Origin of the sequence: Cellulomonas oligotrophica (genome assembly GCF_013409875.1) — a bacterium.
In the GTDB taxonomy this organism is placed as follows: Bacteria; Actinomycetota; Actinomycetes; order Actinomycetales; family Cellulomonadaceae; genus Cellulomonas; species Cellulomonas oligotrophica.
Genome location: NZ_JACCBK010000001.1, coordinates 1632851 through 1649355 on the forward strand (window position 1 = coordinate 1632851; position 16505 = coordinate 1649355).

13 protein-coding genes are annotated in these 16505 nt (G+C 74.8%); 6 read left to right on the forward strand and 7 right to left on the reverse strand.

What is annotated here, in order from left to right; genetic code table 11:
• The first annotated feature begins 74 nt into the window (after window positions 1-74).
• The 3 genes from BKA21_RS07235 to BKA21_RS07245 all read left to right on the forward strand — a co-directional run bounded on the left by BKA21_RS07235 (window position 75) and on the right by BKA21_RS07245 (window position 2815).
• Complete coding sequence (locus BKA21_RS07235) at window positions 75-914, forward strand: VTT domain-containing protein (RefSeq protein WP_140457616.1); 840 nt, start codon at window positions 75-77, stop codon at window positions 912-914.
• Entirely contained in the window at window positions 911-1684 is a 774-nt protein-coding gene (locus tag BKA21_RS07240; RefSeq protein ID WP_140457617.1) for an HAD-IIA family hydrolase, read from the forward strand. Before BKA21_RS07235 ends, BKA21_RS07240 begins: the two co-directional genes overlap by 4 nt.
• 96 nt (window positions 1685-1780) lie before the next feature.
• Window positions 1781-2815 carry an AAA family ATPase gene (locus BKA21_RS07245; RefSeq protein ID WP_170208909.1) on the forward strand — a complete coding sequence of 345 codons (1035 nt, stop codon included), beginning with the start codon at window positions 1781-1783 and terminating at the stop codon, window positions 2813-2815.
• Between the two features lie 34 nt (window positions 2816-2849).
• On the opposite strand, the gene pyrE is transcribed toward BKA21_RS07245, so the two are convergent.
• Window positions 2850-3425, reverse strand: coding sequence for an orotate phosphoribosyltransferase (gene pyrE / locus BKA21_RS07250; protein ID WP_140457619.1), 576 nt, complete (start codon window positions 3423-3425; stop codon window positions 2850-2852).
• 31 nt (window positions 3426-3456) lie between these two features.
• A complete protein-coding gene (locus tag BKA21_RS07255; protein ID WP_140457620.1) occupies window positions 3457-4236 on the reverse strand; it encodes an SDR family NAD(P)-dependent oxidoreductase in 780 nt (259 codons plus the stop codon).
• A 199-nt stretch (window positions 4237-4435) separates the two neighbouring features.
• On the opposite strand from BKA21_RS07255, the gene recQ reads away from it, so the two are divergent.
• Window positions 4436-6532 (forward strand): DNA helicase RecQ, encoded by a 2097-nt coding sequence (gene recQ, locus BKA21_RS07260; protein ID WP_373367004.1) that lies wholly within the window; start codon window positions 4436-4438, stop codon window positions 6530-6532.
• Between the two features lie 29 nt (window positions 6533-6561).
• Here the strand turns inward: recQ and BKA21_RS07265 are convergent, their stop codons facing one another.
• The gene (locus BKA21_RS07265) at window positions 6562-7566 is read right to left on the reverse strand and encodes a LacI family DNA-binding transcriptional regulator (RefSeq protein ID WP_239072708.1); all 1005 of its coding nucleotides are present in this window, start codon (window positions 7564-7566) and stop codon (window positions 6562-6564) included.
• 176 nt (window positions 7567-7742) lie between these two features.
• Between BKA21_RS07265 and manD the strand changes: the two genes are divergently transcribed.
• Complete coding sequence (gene manD / locus BKA21_RS07270; protein WP_218886987.1) at window positions 7743-9032, forward strand: D-mannonate dehydratase ManD; 1290 nt, start codon at window positions 7743-7745, stop codon at window positions 9030-9032.
• A complete protein-coding gene (locus tag BKA21_RS07275) occupies window positions 9029-11110 on the forward strand; it encodes an alpha-glucuronidase (protein ID WP_179625331.1) in 2082 nt (693 codons plus the stop codon). The genes manD and BKA21_RS07275 overlap by 4 nt, the downstream gene beginning before the upstream one ends.
• 30 nt (window positions 11111-11140) lie before the next feature.
• Here BKA21_RS07275 and BKA21_RS07280 read toward each other — a convergent pair whose 3' ends face one another.
• The 4 genes from BKA21_RS07280 to BKA21_RS07295 form a co-directional block, all read right to left on the reverse strand.
• A complete protein-coding gene (locus tag BKA21_RS07280; protein ID WP_140457621.1) occupies window positions 11141-12181 on the reverse strand; it encodes an aldo/keto reductase in 1041 nt (346 codons plus the stop codon).
• Between the two features lie 109 nt (window positions 12182-12290).
• Complete coding sequence (locus BKA21_RS07285) at window positions 12291-13352, reverse strand: TerC family protein (protein WP_373308141.1); 1062 nt, start codon at window positions 13350-13352, stop codon at window positions 12291-12293.
• Window positions 13353-13534: 182 nt separating this feature from the next.
• Window positions 13535-15637 (reverse strand): beta-galactosidase, encoded by a 2103-nt coding sequence (locus BKA21_RS07290; RefSeq protein WP_140457622.1) that lies wholly within the window; start codon window positions 15635-15637, stop codon window positions 13535-13537.
• Window positions 15638-15666: 29 nt separating this feature from the next.
• The gene (locus tag BKA21_RS07295; RefSeq protein WP_239072707.1) at window positions 15667-16503 is read right to left on the reverse strand and encodes a glycosyl transferase; all 837 of its coding nucleotides are present in this window, start codon (window positions 16501-16503) and stop codon (window positions 15667-15669) included.
• Window positions 16504-16505 lie beyond the last annotated feature (2 nt).

The following is a 16505-nucleotide window of genomic DNA, read 5'->3' on the forward strand; positions in this document are numbered from 1 at the left end:
CCAGGGCCGACCTCCACAGGATCTTCCGCACGAACGGGCGGGACGGGCACGGCCCGGGTCGTACGCTGGGCGCCATGCTCACGACGACGGCCATCGCCGCCGCACTCGCGTCCGACGTCCCGCTGCTCGCCGCGGGCCCCCTGCCCGCCCTGGGGCCCGACTTCCTGCAGCCCGAGACGCTCATCGAGTCGTTCGGGACGGCGGCCCTCTTCGGCATCGTCGCGATCGTGTTCATCGAGACGGGTCTGCTGTTCCCGTTCCTGCCCGGCGACTCGCTGCTGTTCACGGCGGGCGCGCTCGTGGCGCAGGACTCGCTGCAGCTGAACATCTGGGTGCTGTGCGCGCTGCTGTTCGCGGCCGCGTTCGCGGGCGACCAGGTCGCCTACGTCATCGGTCGCACGGTCGGCCCCAAGGTCTTCAGCCGGCCGGACTCGCGCTTCTTCAAGCAGAAGTACATCGACCAGACGTACGCGTACTTCGACCGCTACGGCGGCCGCACCATCATCGTGGCGCGGTTCGTGCCGTTCGTGCGCACCTACGCCCCGGTCGCCGCGGGCGTCGGCAAGATGAGCTACCGGCACTTCGTCTCGTACAACGTGATCGGCGCGCTCCTGTGGGGCGTGGGCGTCACGCTGCTCGGCTACGCGCTGGGCAACGTCGCCTTCATCAAGGACAACATCGAGGCGCTGCTCATCCTCATCGTGCTCGTCTCGGTGATCCCGGTCGGCGTCGAGCTGTGGCGCGCACGCCGGGCCGAGGCCACCGGCGCGACCGTCGACGGACGTGACCCGTCGTTCGACGAGCCAGACGAGCGGGCCGAGGTCGAGCGCGAGGTCTTCGGGCACGCGCAGACCCCGACGACCGCCCTCCCGGCCGTCACCGCTCCCGGCCCGGACGGGGCGCCGCGGCCGTGACCCGCGAGATCCGCTCCTGGCTGTCCGACATGGACGGCGTGCTCGTGCACGAGGGCACGGCCCTGCCGGGGGCGGCGGACTTCGTCGAGGCGCTGCGGGCGGCCGGGCGGCCGTTCCTCATCCTGACGAACAACTCGATCTTCACGCCGCGCGACCTGCGGGCACGCCTCGCGGCGACAGGCATCGACGTGCCGGAGGAGTCCATCTGGACGTCCGCGCTGGCGACGGCGCAGTTCCTCACCGACCAGATGCCCGGCGGCTCCGCGTACGTCATCGGCGAGGCGGGTCTGACGACGGCGCTGTACGAGGCGGGCTACACGCTGACGGCCGCGAAGCCGGACTTCGTGGTGCTGGGCGAGACGCGCACGTACTCGTTCGAGGCGATCACGCAGGCGATCCGCCTGATCCAGGGCGGTGCGCGCTTCATCGCGACGAACCCCGACGTCACCGGGCCCAGCGCGGACGGCGACCTGCCCGCGACGGGCGCGGTCGCGGCGATGATCCGGGCCGCGACCGGGCGTGAGCCGTACTTCGTCGGCAAGCCGAACCCGATGATGATCCGGTCGGCGCTCAACCGCATCGACGCGCACTCCGAGACGACGGTGATGGTCGGCGACCGCATGGACACCGACGTGATCGCGGGCATCGAGGCGGGCCTGCGCACGTACCTCGTGCTGACGGGGTCGACCCGGGCGGGCGACGTCGAGCGGTTCCCGTTCCGCCCGACGGCGGTGCTGGACTCCATCGCGGACCTCGTCGACCTGGTCTGATCGCCGGCCCGGCCCGGCCGGACCTGCACGAGTCGTTCACCGTCGCGAGGCCTTTTGTCCTGCGCCGCCGCCACCACCAGGGCGGACGCTGGTGCCGTGCGTCACACCGAGCTCGCCACCGTGCTGCGCGCGGCCGCCCCGTGGTGGTCGCGCCGCCGCCGCTCGTCGTGGGTGCTCGACGACCCCGAGCTGGCGGCGCGCGCCGCGCACGGGTGGGCCCCCGCGGCGCGTGCGTCGCAGGACGCGCTCGGGGCTCCCGCCGACCTGCGGGCCGGGTCGCTGACGCTCGTCCTCGGGCCGCGCGGGACGGGCAAGACGACCGCCGTGAAGGACCTCGTCGCACGGGTCGTGGCCGAGCCGGACGTGGACCCGCGTGCCGTGGTGCTCGTCCCCGTGGAGCCGGAGCCGGACGCCGCGGGCGAGGCGTCCGACCGGCCGACGCTGCGCGCGGAGGACGTGGACGAGGTGCTGCGCCGGCCGACCCGCACCGGTGCACCGGCGTGCGACGGCGAACGGCTGTTCGTCGTCGACGAGGCCGGGTGCGCCCCGGGCTGGACCGATCCCGTGCTGGCCGCGGTGCGACGGGGTGCACGGGTGGTCGTCACCGCCTCGGCCGCCCACCCCGACGACGTCGCGGCGGTGCAGGCGTGGCCCGGTGCGCGCGTCGTGCGGCTGCAGCCCGCGTCGTTCACGGACCTGCTGATGGCGTGCGCGCAGGTGCCCCCGCCCGTGCTGCGCGAGCGGTTCCTGGCCCACGGCGGGCTGCCGCGCGCGATCGCGGAGCACCGGGACACCGGTGCCGTCAGCGCGGCGTTCGTGGACCGCCTCGTCGCCGGGCTCGAGCGGGACCTGCGGCCGACCGGGCTGCTGCCGGCGGGCACCACGGTCGAGCGGCTGCTGGACGCGCTGTGCGCCACCACGGGCAGGTTCGTCGAGCCCGGGGCCCTGGCCGGGCGCCTGGCGGTCTCGTCGGCCCAGGCCACCGCGCTCGTGGGACGCCTCGTCGCCGCGGGTGTGCTCGACCCGCGCCGCGGCCTCGTCGACCCGCTGCTGCACCGGCTGCCGTCGTTGCGCGACCCGGGCACGTTCGACCCGCCGAGCACGGCGCATCTCGCCGACTCGTCCTGCTGACGCCGCGGGCGGCCCTCCCGCCCGCGGCGTGCGGTCAGCCGAGGCCGAGGTCCGCGAGGCCGAAGAGGTGGTGGTACGGCACCCCGAGGGCCTCGATCGCCTCCCGGGCACCCGTGCCGCGGTCGACGATCGTGGCGACGCCCAGCACCTCGCCGCCCGCCTCGCGCACCGCCTCGACGGCCGCGATCGGGGAACCGCCCGTCGTCGAGGTGTCCTCCACGACGACGACACGGCGACCGGCGACGTCCGGGCCCTCGATGCGGCGCTGCATGCCGTGCGCCTTCGCCTCCTTGCGGACGACGAACGCGTCGAGGTCCTGCCCGCGGGACGCCGCGGCGTGCAGCAGCGAGGTCGCGACGGGGTCGGCGCCGAGCGTCAGGCCGCCGACGGCGTCGATCTCGGCGGTCCCCAGGCCGGCCTCCTCGAGCATGTCGAGCATGAGGTGGCCGATCAGCGGCGCCGCCCGGTGGTGCAGGGTCGCGCGACGCAGGTCGACGTAGTAGTCGGCCTCCCGCCCGGACGACAGGGTGACGCGCCCGCGCACGACGGCGAGCTCGACGACGAGGTCCCGCAGCTGCTCGCGGGGCGTGGGCGACAGGTCGGTGGTCACGCCCGACAGGGTAGCGAGCCCGGGGCGCGGATCAGTCGGCGGCGGGCTCGTCGAGCGGACGGCGGTAGCGGCCGACGGAGCGGACCGCGCCCCGAGGAGCCAGGCGCGCGATCGCCGAGACGGCCTTGTAGCGCAGGCTGGGCGTGGAGATCACGGCACCGCGACGGACGTCGGCGAGCGCGGCAGCCACGACGTCCTCGGCGTTCAGCCACACCGCGTCGGGCATGGCCGACATGTCGATGCGGCCGCGCTCGTGGAACTCGGTGTGGGTGAAGCCGGGGTTCACGACGGTGGCGGTGACGCCGGTGCCGCGCAGCTCGACCGCAAGGGACTCGGTGAACGTCCGCACCCAGGCCTTGTGCGCGGAGTACGTGCCGGACGCCATGAGGGCGGCGATCGAGCCGACGTTGAGGATCGCGCCGCGCCCGCGCGGGACCATGGCACCGGCGGCGGCGCGCGAGAGCACCATGACGGCGCGGACCATGACGTCGAGGGCGACCTCCTCGGCGCGGACGTCGCCGTCGACGAACTCCTGGTTGAGCCCGTAGCCGGCGTTGTTCACGAGGAGCCCGACGGGCCGCTGCGGGCTACGCAGCCGCTCCGCGACACGCTCGACGTCGGCGCGGTCGGAGAGGTCGGCGACGAGCACCTCGGCGCGCACGCCCGCGGCGGCCTCGAGCTGGCGCGCGAGGCGGGTCAGGCGCTCCTCGTCGCGTGCCACGAGGACGACGTCGTGCCGGGCCGTGGCGAGCTGCCAGGCGAACTCCAGACCGAGTCCGGCGCTCGCGCCGGTGACCAGTGCGGTTCCCATGACCGTCACCCTACGGAACTCGGCGGGCACCGCGCCGCCCGTCCACGCCGCGAGGTGGGGACGTCTCGTGCCCGTCGCGTGGAGCAGGTGCGGCCCCCGAGCCGTCCCCAGCCCCGGGTCCGCCCACCGTCCGCACCGTCGCGCGGCCGGCTGCCCGGATCCGCGCCGGGGTGTCGTCCGGGGCTCGTAGGGTGGGCGCGTGCCCCGCCTCCCCCACGACGCCGCCCCCGACGTCCCCGACACCTGGGACGGCCCGTCCGAGCCGTCGTGGTGGGACGAGGAGCCGCCCCCGGACCCGTGGGACGCCCCGCCGCCCGAGGACGTGACGTCGAGCGGTCCGCGCGAGGACGCGGCGCCGCAGGACGGGTCGCCGCACGACGCGGCCCTGCAGGACGCCGTGCGGGCAGGCACGCACGCGACACGGCCCGTCCCGGTCGTGCAGCAGGGCGCCGCGGCGCCGTCGCACGGCACGCCGCTGGAGGTGCTGCGTCGCGTCTGGGGGTACGAGGCGTTCCGGGGCGACCAGGCCGCGGTCGTGGACGCGCTCGTCGCGGGCGAGGACGCGGTCGTCCTCATGCCCACCGGCGGCGGGAAGTCGCTGTGCTACCAGGTGCCGTCGCTGGTGCGCGAGGGCACCGGGGTCGTGGTGTCGCCGCTGATCGCGCTGATGCAGGACCAGGTCGACGCGTTGTCGGCGGTCGGCGTGCGTGCGGGGTTCCTCAACTCGACGCAGGAGTGGTCGCAGCGCCGCGCCGTCGAGGACGCGTTCCTCGCGGGCGAGCTGGACCTGCTGTACCTGGCGCCGGAGCGGCTGCGCGTGCCGGAGACGCTCGACCTGCTGGGCCGGGGCCACGTGGCGCTGTTCGCGATCGACGAGGCGCACTGCGTGTCGCAGTGGGGGCACGACTTCCGGCCCGACTACCTGCGCCTGGCGGTGCTGCACGAGCGCTGGCCGGACGTGCCGCGCGTGGCCCTCACGGCGACCGCGACGCGGGCGACGCACCGGGAGATCGGCGAGCGGCTCGACCTGGCCGACGCCCGGCAGTTCGTCGCGAGCTTCGACCGCCCGAACATCCGGTACCGCATCGTGCCGAAGGACGGGCCCAAGGCCCAGCTGCTCGCGATGCTCCGAGCGGAGCACGCGGGCGACTCGGGCATCGTCTACTGCCTGTCGAGGGCCTCGGTCGAGCAGACCGCCGCGTGGCTCGTCGAGCAGGGCGTCGACGCGATGCCGTACCACGCAGGGCTGGACCGGCAGGTGCGGGCGCGCAACCAGGCGCGGTTCCTGCGCGAGGACGGCGTCGTGATGGTCGCGACCATCGCGTTCGGCATGGGGATCGACAAGCCGGACGTGCGGTTCGTCGCGCACCTGGACCTGCCGAAGTCCGTCGAGGGGTACTACCAGGAGACGGGCCGCGCGGGCCGGGACGGGCTGCCGTCGACCGCGTGGCTGGCGTACGGGCTGAACGACGTCGTGCAGCAGCGGCGGATGATCGACACGTCCGAGGGCGACGACGCGCACAAGCGGCGGCTCACGCAGCACCTCGACGCGATGCTGGCGCTCTGCGAGACGATCGACTGCCGCCGGGGGCAGCTGCTGGCGTACTTCGGCCAGCCGTCCGACGGGCCGTGCGGCAACTGCGACACGTGCCTGGAGCCCCCGCAGTCGTGGGACGGCACGGTGCCCGCGCAGAAGCTCCTCTCGACGGTCGTCCGCCTGGACCAGCGCGGCCAGCGGTACGGCGTGGGTCACCTGGTCGACCTGCTGCGCGGCAAGGTCACGCCGCGGGTGCGCCAGCTCGGCCACGAGGAGCTCTCGACGTTCGGCATCGGGCAGGACCTGTCCGAGGGCGAGTGGCGCGGGGTGGTGCGCCAGCTGCTGGCGGCCGAGCTGCTGGCGGTCGACGCGGAGGGCTACGGCACGCTGCGGCTGACGCCGGCGTCGGCGGCCGTGCTGCGCGGCGAGCGCCCGGTGCGGCTGCGGCGCGAGCCAGAGCGCACCGGCCGCGCACCCCGCGAGCGCCGCGCGGGTGCCGCCCGCCCGGCGGCCGCCGACCTCACGGGCGCCGACGCGACGGCGTTCGAGGCGCTGCGGGCCTGGCGTGCGGGCGCGGCCAAGGAGCAGGGCGTGCCGGCGTACGTCGTCTTCCACGACGCGACGCTGCGCGAGATCGTCGCGGCCCGGCCGTCGTCGCGCGAGGCGCTGGGGCAGATCGGCGGCGTGGGCGCGGCCAAGCTCGACCGCTACGCCGAGGGCGTCCTGGCGACGCTGGCCGCCCTGGACGCCGGGGCCTGACCGGGCCGCGGCGGGGCCCGGTGGCGCCGTCACCGCACGGGTGCAGGGCCCGTGGACGCGCGGATGACCAGGTGGGTCGGGAGGACCACGGGGTCGCCGGGGGGTGCGCCGAGGCCGGACAGGCGGGCGACGAGCAGGTCGGCCGCGTGCCGGCCGGCGCGCTCCATGGGCAGGGCGACGGTGGTGAGTCGTGGGCGGACGAGGTCGGCGCCGAAGACGTCGTCGCAGCCCACGACGCTGAGCTGGTCGGGCACGGGGACCCCGCGCGCCTCAAGGCGTTCGAGCACCCCGAACGCGAGCAGGTCGTTGAACGCGACGAGCGCGGTGACCTGCGCCTGGAGGGCGGCGTCGGCGGCGGCGGGGCCGGCGGTGCGCAGCGGTGCGTACGGGCCGAGCACGGTGACGTCGAGCCCGAGGCGCGCGGCGGCGGGCTCGAGCACGGCACGGCGCCGGCTGTCGGACCAGGAGGTGCGGGGCCCGGCGGCGTAGGCGACGCGCGTGTGCCCGAGGGAGGCGAGGTGCTCGAGCGCCTGGACGATGCCGCTCGGGGTGTCGAGCACGACGCCGGGGGCGGCGCCGCCGGGGACGGTGCGGTTGACGGTGACGACGGGCAGCTCGGAGGCGAGACGCACGAGCCGGTCGTCGTCGAGCCGGGACGAGGCCAGGATCGCCCCGTCGACGGTGCCCCGGAGGCCGGCGAGCGCACGCGCCTCGGCCTCGGCGGACTCCTCGGTGTCGACGAGCACCTGGACGTAGCCGGTCTCGCGCAGGCGGGCGCCGGTGCCGCGCACAAGGCCGAAGTAGAACGGGTTGGTGACGTCGGGCACGACGAGCGCGACGGTGGAGGTGCGGCCGGAGGACAGGGCGCGGGCGGACGCGCTGGGCGTGTAGCCGAGGCGGTCGGCGGCGTCGCGGACACGGGCCTCGGTGCGCGGGCTGATGCGGCCCGGGCGGCTGAGGGCGCGCGACGCGGTGGAGACGGCGACGCCGGCGGCCTCCGCGACGTCGCGCAGGGTCGGCTGCCTGTCGTCCACCGGGCTCCTCCCGTCCGGACGCCCGCGACGGTCGGCGCGGTCGGGTCCGGGCCCCATGGTGGCGCGCAGCACCGGCGTTTGGCAAACCGCGGCAAACGGTTGCCGAGCGCGTCGGGGCCCGCCTAGGGTCGGATCTGCCCGCGCACCGTCGCGCCGGGCGGAGGGAGCAGCACCTCATGACCGGCACCACCGACGCCGCCCCGGCCCCCGAGCCCGCGGTCGCACCGCCCGCGCCCGGGACGGCGATCCGTTCCGCCGAGGTCCTCGTGCACAGCCCGGGGCGCAACTTCGTCACCCTGCGCCTGACCACCGAGGACGGCGTCGTCGGTCTGGGCGACGCGACGCTCAACGGCCGCGAGCTGGCTGTGGCCAGCTACCTCGCGGACCACGTGGTGCCGCTGCTGGTCGGCCGCGACGCGCACCGCATCGAGGACACGTGGCAGTTCCTGTACCGCAGCGCGTACTGGCGGCGCGGACCGGTCACCATGGCCGCCATCGCCGCCGTCGACGTCGCGCTGTGGGACATCAAGGCGCGACTGGCGGGGATGCCGCTGTACCAGCTGCTCGGCGGGGCGTCGCGGACGGGGCTGATGGCGTACGGGCACGCCTCGGGGCGGGACCTGCCCGAGCTGTTCGACTCGATCCGCCAGCACCTGGACGAGGGCTTCCGGTCGATCCGCGTGCAGACGTCGGTGCCGGGCATCGACGCGGTGTACGGCGTGGCCGCGCAGCCCTCGACCTCGGGCCGGTACGACTACGAGCCCGCCCAGCGCGCCCCGCTGCCCGCCGAGGAGGACTGGGACACCCGCGCGTACCTGCGCCACCTGCCCGGGGTGTTCGAGGCCGTCCGCAACGAGTTCGGCCCCGAGCTGCCGCTGCTGCACGACGGGCACCACCGCATGACGCCGATCCAGGCCGCGCGCCTGGGCAAGGACCTCGAGCCGTACGACCTGTTCTGGCTCGAGGACTGCACGCCGGCCGAGAACCAGGACGCGCTCCGCCTGGTGCGCCAGCACACCGTGACTCCCCTGGCGATCGGCGAGGTCTTCAACACGGTGTGGGACTACCAGACCCTGATCCGCGAGCAGCTCATCGACTACGTGCGCTCCGCGGTGACCCACACCGGCGGCATCACCGCGCTGCGGCGCATCCTCGACCACGCCGCCCAGCACCAGATCAAGAGCGGCATCCACGGACCCACCGACATCTCCCCCGTCGGCATGGCGGCGGCGCTGCACCTGGACCTGGCGATCCACAACTTCGGCATCCAGGAGTACATGCCGCACTCGGCGGCGACGCTGGAGGTGTTCCGCACGTCGTTCACGTTCGCCGACGGGTACCTGCACCCGGGCGAGCAGCCCGGGCTGGGCGTCGAGTACGACGACGACGTGGCGGCGCACTTCCCGTACCAGGCGGCGTACCTGCCGTTCAACCGGCTCAAGGACGGCACGGTGCACGACTGGTGAGCGCCGCCGACCGCACCGAGCGCCCCGCCTGGCACCCCGCCTGGCTGCCCGAGGCCGCATTCGGCCCGCTCGGCGCGCGGCGGGTCCTCGTCGCCCCGGGCCCCGACGCCGGACCGGTCGGGCGGACGGTCGTCGACGAGCTCCGCGCGGCGACGGCGCAGCACGGCGGCACCCTCACCGTCCTCGACCCGCCCGCGGCGCCCAGCCCGGCGGACGTCCGGGCCCACGACCTCGTCCTGGTCGTCGGACCGGCCGACGCGCCGGCCGGCCCCGAGGCCTTCGACCACCGGCGCGAGGACGGCACGACCGTCGTCGTCGCCGGCGGGCCGGCCGGGCTGCTCTACGGGATGCACGCCGTGGTGCGGGACGGCGAGCGCGCCTTCGGGGCGGACCACGGGCCGCGGCACCACCGGCCGGTCGCCCCGGTGCGGATGCTCGACCACTGGGACAACGTCGACGTGCACCCCGTGATGGGGCAGGTCGAGCGCGGGTACGCCGGCGGGTCGCTGTTCTACGCCGACGGGCGCGTCCGCGACGACCTCACCCGCGTCGGCGCGTACGCGCGGCTGCTCGGCTCGATCGGTGTCAACGCGGTCGCGCTCAACAACGTCAACGTGCACGCCACCGAGGCCCGCCTGCTCACCGACGGGCTGGGCGACGTCGCCCGGCTGGCCGCCGCGTTCCGCCCGCACGGGGTGCGCGCGTACCTGTCGGTGTCGTTCGCCTCGCCCATGACCCTCGGCGGGCTGCCCACGGCCGACCCGCTCGACGCGGACGTGCAGCGGTGGTGGGCGCAGGCCGCCGACCGCGTGTGGGCGGCGGTGCCGGACTTCGGCGGGTTCCTGGTCAAGGCCGACTCCGAGGGGCAGCCCGGCCCGTTCGCGTACGGGCGCGACCACGCCGACGGTGCGAACCTGCTGGCGCGGGCGGTGGCCCCGCACGGTGGGACCGTGTTCTGGCGGGCGTTCGTGTACGACCACCACCAGGACTGGCGCGACCGGCGCACCGACCGGGCGCGAGCCGCCCACGACCACTTCACCCCGCTGGACGGTCGGTTCGACGCGAACGTCGTGCTGCAGGTCAAGCACGGCCCCCTGGACTTCCAGACCCGCGAGCCGGTCTCCCCCGTGCTGGCCTCGATGCCCCGCACCCGCGTGGCCGTCGAGCTCCAGGTCACCCAGGAGTACACCGGCCAGCAGCAGCACGTGTGCTACCTCGGCCCGTGGTGGAGCGAGATCCTGCGGTTCGGTCTGGCCGAGGACGGCACCCGCACGGTCGCGCAGATCGTGTCCGGCCTGCCGGGCTCCCCGGCCTCAGGTCCCCCCGACGCGGACCCGCTCCCGGCCGCGGGCGTCGTCGCGGTGTCGAACGTCGGCGACGACGTCTTCTGGACCGGGCACCCGCTGGCGCAGGCCAACCTGTACGCGTTCGGGCGACTCGCGTGGGACCCCGACGCCGACCCGGTCGCCCTGCTCGACGAGTGGGTCGACCTGACGTTCCCCGGCGCCGACCCGCGCGTGCGCGCCACCCTGCACGCGCTGATGGACGACTCGTGGCGCACCTACGAGGCCTACACGGCCCCGCTGGGCGTCGGCTTCATGGTCGACCCGCTGCGCGGGCACTACGGCCCGAACGTCGACGGCTACGAGTACTCCCGCTGGGGGACGTACCACTTCGCCGACCGCGACGGCATCGGCGTGGACCGCACGCGCGCGACCGGCACGGGCTTCACCGGCCAGTACCCGGCACCGTGGCGTGACCTCTACGAGGACGTCGCGACCTGCCCCGACGAGCTGCTGCTGTTCTTCCACCACGTGCCGTGGGAGCACCGCCTGCACTCCGGGACGACGGTCGTGCAGCACGTGTACGACTCGCGGGCGGACGCCGTGGACGTCGTCGAGCGCCTGCGTCAGCACTGGGCCGACGCCGCCGACGTGTTCCCCGCGGACTGGCACGCCCGGGTCGGCGAACGCCTGGACGAGCAGCTCCGCTCGGCCGTCGAGTGGCGCGACCAGGTCCGCACCTACGTCTACCGCAAGTCCGGCGTCCCCGACGCGCAGGGGCGGCCGATCTACTGACCGGCCGCCCCCACGGGGGTCACACCCGGGTCAGCGCCCGGTGCCGTCGACGGCGTGCTCCTCGATGCGCGCGAGCTCGTCGTCGGTCAGCGGGCCGGCCTCGAGGGCGGCGACGTTGTCCTCGAGCTGCGCCACGGACGACGCACCGATGAGGGCGGAGGTCACGCGCTCGTCGCGCAGCACCCACGACAGCGCGAGCTGGGCGAGGGTCTGCCCGCGGTCGGCAGCGATCTCGTTCAGCGCCCGCGCACGGGTCAGGTAGGACTCCGAGAGGGCCCGCGACGACAGGAACGGGCTCGCCCCCGCGGCCCGCGACCCGCTCGGGGCCTCGCCGCCGAGGTACTTGCCGGTGAGCAGACCCTGCGCGAGCGGGGAGAACACGATCATGCCGACGCCGAGTTCGCCGACGGCGTCGATCAGCGACTCGCGCTGCCCCTCGCCGACCATCTCGACGTGCCGGTTGAACATCGAGTAGCTGGGCTGGTGGATGAGCAGCCGGGTGCCCATCTCGGCGAGGATCGCGTGCGCCTCGCGCGTCTGGGCGGGCGTGTAGTTCGACACCCCCACGTACAGGGCCCTGCCGCTGGTCACGGCGTGGTGCAGCGCCCCCATCGTCTCCTCCAGCGGCGTGCTGGGGTCGGGACGGTGGTGGTAGAAGACGTCGACGTACTCCAGGCCCATGCGGTCGAGCGACGCGTCGAGGGACGACAGCAGGTACTTGCGCGAGCCGCCGTTCTGGTACGGGCCGGACCACATGTCGTAGCCGGCCTTCGTCGAGACGACGATCTCGTCGCGGTACGGGCGCAGGTCCCGCGCCAGGTGCCGGCCGAAGTTCTCCTCGGCCGCACCGGGCAGCGGGCCGTAGTTGTTGGCGAGGTCCATGTGCGTGACGCCCAGGTCGAACGCCCGGCGCAGGATCGCGCGCTGGGTGTCGAACGCGGACGTGTCGCCGAAGTTGTGCCACAGCCCCAGCGACAGCGCGGGCAGGTCCAGGCCGGAGCGGCCGGTGCGGCGGTAGGTCATGGTGTCGTACCGGTGGTCGTCGGCACGGTACGGCTGCAGGCTCGGCATCGATGACGTCCTCAGGAGGGGGAAGGGTCGCCGTCAGGCTACTGCTGCCCCGGGACGCGGAGAGCCGCACCCGTCGGGCGGGTGCGGCTCTCGCGGTGCTGCCGTGCGGTCAGTGCTGGCGGGCGGGGGGCTCGGCGACGTGGGCCGACTCCTCCGCGTCGCCGGTGCCGCCGCGGGTCGCGTACAGGCTCGTCGCGGTGACGATGCCGAGGATCGCGACGATCGCGAGCAGCGACCACAGCGTCGGGATCGTCGGGACGCCCGGCCAGACGCCGTGCGCCCAGTGCAGGACGAGCTTGACGCCGATGAAGCCGAGGATCGCGGCCAGGCCGTAGCCGAGGTGGACGAGCTTGCTCAGCGCGCCCTGGAGCACGAAGTAGAGGGCGCGCAGGCCCAGCAGCGCGAACGCGTTGGTCGCAAACACCAGGTACGGGTCGCCGGTGATGCCGTAGACGGCGGGCACGGAGTCGACGGCGAAGACGACGTCGGTGGCGAAGACGGCCACGACCACGACCGCGAGGGGCGTGAGCATCCGCCTGCCGTTCTCCACGACGCTCAGGCGCGGGCCCCGGTAGTCGTCGGTGACGGGCATGAACCGGCGGATCAGCCTGACCGAGCGCATGTTCGCGACGTCCACGTCGTGGCTGGCGCCGCTGGTCTGGTCGCGCAGGATCTTCACGGCCGTGGCCAGCAGGATCGCGCCGAAGATGAGGAACGCGAACGACAGGTTGGCGAGCACGGCCGCGCCGACGGCGATGAAGATGCCGCGCAGGACGAGCGCGCCGACGATCCCGAACAGCAGGACGCGCTGCTGGAGCACGGCGGGCACGGCGAACGCCGACAGCAGCAGCATGAAGACGAAGAGGTTGTCGACCGAGAGCGACTTCTCGACGAGGTACCCGGTGAGGTACTCCACGCCGGTCTGCTGGCCGAACTGCGACCAGATCCAGCCGCCGAACGCGAGCGGCAGCGCGATGTAGAACGTCGACCAGCCGATCGCCTCGCGCATCGACACCTCGTGCGGCTTGCGCGTCACGACGAAGTCCATGACGAGCAGCCCGATCACCGCGGCGATCGTGAGGCCCCACATGAGCGGGTCGGCGATCGTGGTGATGCCTTCGCCGGCGGGTGCCGTGGCCGTCGGCACGAGGGCAGAGAGGTACGGGGGCACGGAGTCTCCTGGTTCAGCAGTGGCTCCGAGGTCTCCTTCACCCTCCGTGGGGAGGGCCACCGCCCGAGGTCGCGGGTGCGCCGTACTGACCGGGTCGATGCGGGGAAGTACTCCCCTCGTCGGGTGCGAGCGTACGGCAAGGGACCGAGGTCCCGCATCGTGAGGTCCGCGACTGCACCCGATCAGGCGTCGGTCCGTCGGGCGCGCTGCCGGCCCGGTGCCGGACGGGCTGCGGCGGGCGCGGGCCCGGGCCGGCGCAGGACCAGGACCTCGGCGGGACCGAGGGCGAGCGGGTCGCCGGGGAGGACGACCCGGCCCGTGAGCAGGTCGGTGCCGCCGACCTGCGCGGTGACGGTGACCGGTGCGGTGCCGTGGTGCAGCACGAACCGGTACGTCGTGCCGTCGGGGGCGACGCGGTCGACGACCTCGACGTCGGGCTCGTCGGCGTGCGGGCCGGTCAGCCCGTGCCGGTCGAGCACGTGGCGCAGGACGCGGGCGACACCGTCGTCGTCGAGACCCGTGCCGACGCGCCACGCCTCGCCGCTCCCCCGCCGGGCCCGCGTGACGGCGGCGCGGCCGGCGTAGAAGTCGGCGCCGTACGTGCCGACCACGTCGGTGCCGTCGTCGGGGACGAGCAGCTCGAAGACGAGCGCGGCGTCGTGCGTCGTCGCCTCGCCGTCGAGCACGAGCGTCACGGGGTTGGACGCGCCGGGCACGCCGGAGTCGGTCTCCTCGACGCGGACGCCCAGCAGCGGGTCGAGCGGCGGGACGCCGAGGAACGCGTTGGTGCTCGCGTCGACGCGTCCGCCGTAGAACGTGGTGACGAGGGTGCCGCCGGCCTCGACGAACGCGGTCAGCCGGTCGGGGAGGTCGTCCTTGATCAGGTGCAGCACGGGGGCGACGACGACGTCGTACGGGGCGAGGTCGGCGGTGACGGGCACGACGTCGACGCCCGCGTTGGCCGACCACAGCGCCCGGTGGTGCTGCAGCAGGGTCTGCAGGTAGGAGACGTGCCGGTTGTAGCCGTCGGTCATCTCGACGGCCCACCACGCGTCCCAGTCGAGCAGCAGCGCGACCCGCGCGGGCGTGCGGGCGCCGAGCAGGGCGTCGCCGGTCGAGGCGAGCGCGGCGCCGAGGGCGGCGGCCTCGCAGAACACCCGGGTGTCGGTGCGCCCGGAGTGGTCGATCAGGGCGCCGTGGTACTTCTCGCACGCGCCGCGGGACTGCCGCATCTGGAAGAACAGGGTCGCGTCGGCGCCGTGCGCGACCGCCTGCCACGTCCACAGCGCGAGCACCCCGGGGCGCTTGACGGGGTTGACGTCGCGGCTCGCGGTGGTCGACGGCGTCTGCTCCATCACCCAGAACGGCTGCCCGGCCTTGAGCCCGCGCATGGCGGCGTGCGTGGCGGCCATGCGGGCGGCGGTGCGGCGCGGGTCGTCGGGCAGCGGCGGGTAGTTGTCCCAGGAGACGAAGTCCAGGTCGTCGGCCCAGCGGTGGTAGTCGACCGGCTGGTAGAAGCCCATGAGGTTCGTCGTCACGGGCGTCGTCGGCACGTGCGCGCGGATCGCGGCCTTCTCGGCGACGAAGCCCTCGCGCAGCCGGTCGGACATGTACCGGCGGTAGTCGAGCGTGATGCCCTGGAACGCGGTGTGGTTCGGGCTCCGCCAGTGCTCCGAGAGCATCGTGGGCGGCGGGACCTGGTCCCACGCGGTGAACGTGTGCGACCAGAACGTGGTGCTCCACGCGTCGTTGAGCATGTCGAGCGTGCCGTAGCGGGCGCGCAGCCAGTCGTGGAACCCCGCCGCGCACAGGTCGCAGTAGCACGCGCCCCCGTACTCGTTGCCGACGTGCCACGCGACGACCGCGGGGTGGTCGCCGTACCGGGCGGCGAGCCGGTCGGCCATCGCGACCGCGAGGCGCCGGAACGCCGGCGACGACGGGCAGTGGTTGTGGCGCTGCCCGTACACGTGCCGGCGGCCCTGGTCGTCGACCCGGCACGCGTCCGGGTGCGCGGCGGCCAGCCACGGCGGCATGGCGCCCGACGGCGTCGCGAGCACGACGTCGCGCCCCTGCGCGGCGGTGTGCTCGACGATCGCGTCGAGCCGCGAGAAGTCGTAGACGTCCGGCGCGGGCTGCAGGTGCGCCCACGCGAACACCCCGAGCGTCAGCGTCGTGACGTGCGCGAGGTCGAACGCGGCGTGGTCGGCGTCCCACACCTCGCGGGGCCACTGCTCGGGGTTGTGGTCGCCGCCGTAGCGGACGTGGTCGCCGGTCGGCAGGGGCATGCGGGGCACCTCGAGGGTCGGGGCAGGGGTCAGGACGGGGCCGCGCCCGCGCCGTCGCGCGTGAAGCGGTCGGCGGCGTCGCGCAGCACGGGCTCGGCGTTCACGGTGACGGCGAACGCGAGGGTGCCCGCGAGCGCGACGAGCACCCAGTCCGAGGTGAGGAGCACGACGCCGCCGCTGATCACCAGGTGGGAGAGGCTGCCGAGCGTGACCCGGGGCCGGGCGGCCAGGTAGTACGCGGCCAGGCGTGCGACGTCGCGGGTGCGCAGGCTGAGCGTCGCGGACAGCACGAGAGCGTTGGCGGCCCACAGCAGCAGGGCGACGGCGAGCAGGAGCAGCACGACGGCGTACGCGCCGGGCATGCCCGTGGCGTCGACGACGCCGATCCCCAGCACGAGCAGCGCCAGCACCGCGAGGGTCGGCACCCACCAGCGCAGGACGTCGACCGCGTCGAGCCGGTACCCGCGCCAGAAGTGCCGGGCGGGCTGCAGGTCGCGGTCGGCGAGGAAGCGCCGCCACGCGAAGACGGCGGCGGCCAGCGCGGGCCCGAGGGGCACGAACGCGGCGGCGATCAGGGGCGCGTTGCCGGGGTCCCAGGCGAGGACGACGAGGAGCCCGAGGGGCAGGCCGCCGGTGAGCACGACGAGCGCGGAGACGACGAGGAACCACCAGACGGCGGCGGACGCGCGGGCCAGCGGTCCGGTGCCGACCTCGTCGTCGGGGCGGGGGCGTCTGGGCGCCGGGGCCGGGGCCGCGGCGGGCGGGCGGGGTCCGTCGTGCCGGTCGACCGGCGGACGGTCGACGGGGCGGCGCCGGGGTCCGGCGTCGCGCGGGTCCTCGCGGTCGGGGCGCGCGTCGTGCGTCATGG

What these genes read in the sequence shown, in the direction of transcription:
- BKA21_RS07235 (WP_140457616.1), top strand. Translation starts at nt 75, where the DNA reads ATGCTCACGACGACGGCCATCGCCGCCGCACTCGCGTCCGACGTCCCG.
- BKA21_RS07255 (WP_140457620.1), bottom strand. Translation starts at nt 4,236, where the DNA reads ATGGGAACCGCACTGGTCACCGGCGCGAGCGCCGGACTCGGTCTGGAG.
- manD (WP_218886987.1), top strand. Translation starts at nt 7,743, where the DNA reads ATGACCGGCACCACCGACGCCGCCCCGGCCCCCGAGCCCGCGGTCGCA.
- BKA21_RS07280 (WP_140457621.1), bottom strand. Translation starts at nt 12,181, where the DNA reads ATGCCGAGCCTGCAGCCGTACCGTGCCGACGACCACCGGTACGACACC.
- BKA21_RS07290 (WP_140457622.1), bottom strand. Translation starts at nt 15,637, where the DNA reads ATGCCCCTGCCGACCGGCGACCACGTCCGCTACGGCGGCGACCACAAC.
- BKA21_RS07295 (WP_239072707.1), bottom strand. Translation starts at nt 16,503, where the DNA reads ATGACGCACGACGCGCGCCCCGACCGCGAGGACCCGCGCGACGCCGGA.